Annotated in this window: 1 protein-coding gene; it reads left to right on the top strand. The window is 53.2% G+C overall.

Annotated features, from left to right (window positions below; translation table 11 throughout):
• On the top strand, positions 1–923 hold a 923-nt coding region (gene sov / locus ASC50_RS01455), incomplete at both ends, for a T9SS outer membrane translocon Sov/SprA (RefSeq protein WP_082592024.1).

Raw genomic sequence — 923 nt, forward strand, 5'->3', positions numbered from 1 at the left:
GATGTCCACCTTCGGCTTCGATGCCAAGCAAATCAAATTGGAGTACAAAGGCGACGAAGACGAGATTGTCAAACTTCTGGCGGCGGGGGATGTGAGCATGACCCCCTCTAATTCGCTGATTCGGGGCGGGCAAGCGTTGTTTGGCATCAAAACAGACTTGCAATTTGGCAGGCTCACCGTGAATGCGGTGGTGTCGCAGCAGGAGTCGCAATCGCGCACGATGGCTTCCAAGGGCAGTGTGCAGACCACGCCGTTTGAAATCACGGTCGATAGTTACGACGAAAATCAACACTTTTTCTTCAATCGCTACTTCCCTGACACGTATGACGATGCGATGAAGACCCTGCCGCTGATTCAGTCGGGCGTGAGCATCACCCGTTTGGAGGTCTGGGTCACCAATCGGCGAAGCAATTACGATGAGGCGCGCAATATCGTGGCGTTTGCCGATTTGGGTGAAAATAAGTACATTAGCAACCCCAACGTGAGTCCGATAGGTAGCGACCCTTATCCAACCAACCGCGCTAATGACCTGTATGGCAACTTGACAACCGCTTGGACAGGTGCGCGCAACATCAGTCAGGTGAGTTCGGTGTTGGAAAGTGTCGGAATGGTGAGCGGGCGCGATTATGAAAAAATTGAAAATGCGCGCAAGTTGTCGCCTTCGGAATACCGTTTCAATCAGCAACTTGGCTACATCTCGTTGCAGTATCCCTTGCAGCCCGATGAGGTGCTGGCGGTGGCTTACGAATACTCCTATCGCAATGCAGTGTATCAGGTGGGCGAATTTGGCACCGACAATCCCAATGGCTCCACCGAGAGCCTCTTTTTGAAACTCGCGAAGGGCACATCCCCTGCGCCGGAGCCACCTACATGGCCTTTTATGATGCGCAATGCCTATACCCTCGCACTAACTCGGGTGCACG

The sequence above is a fragment of the Candidatus Symbiothrix dinenymphae genome, assembly GCF_001431085.1.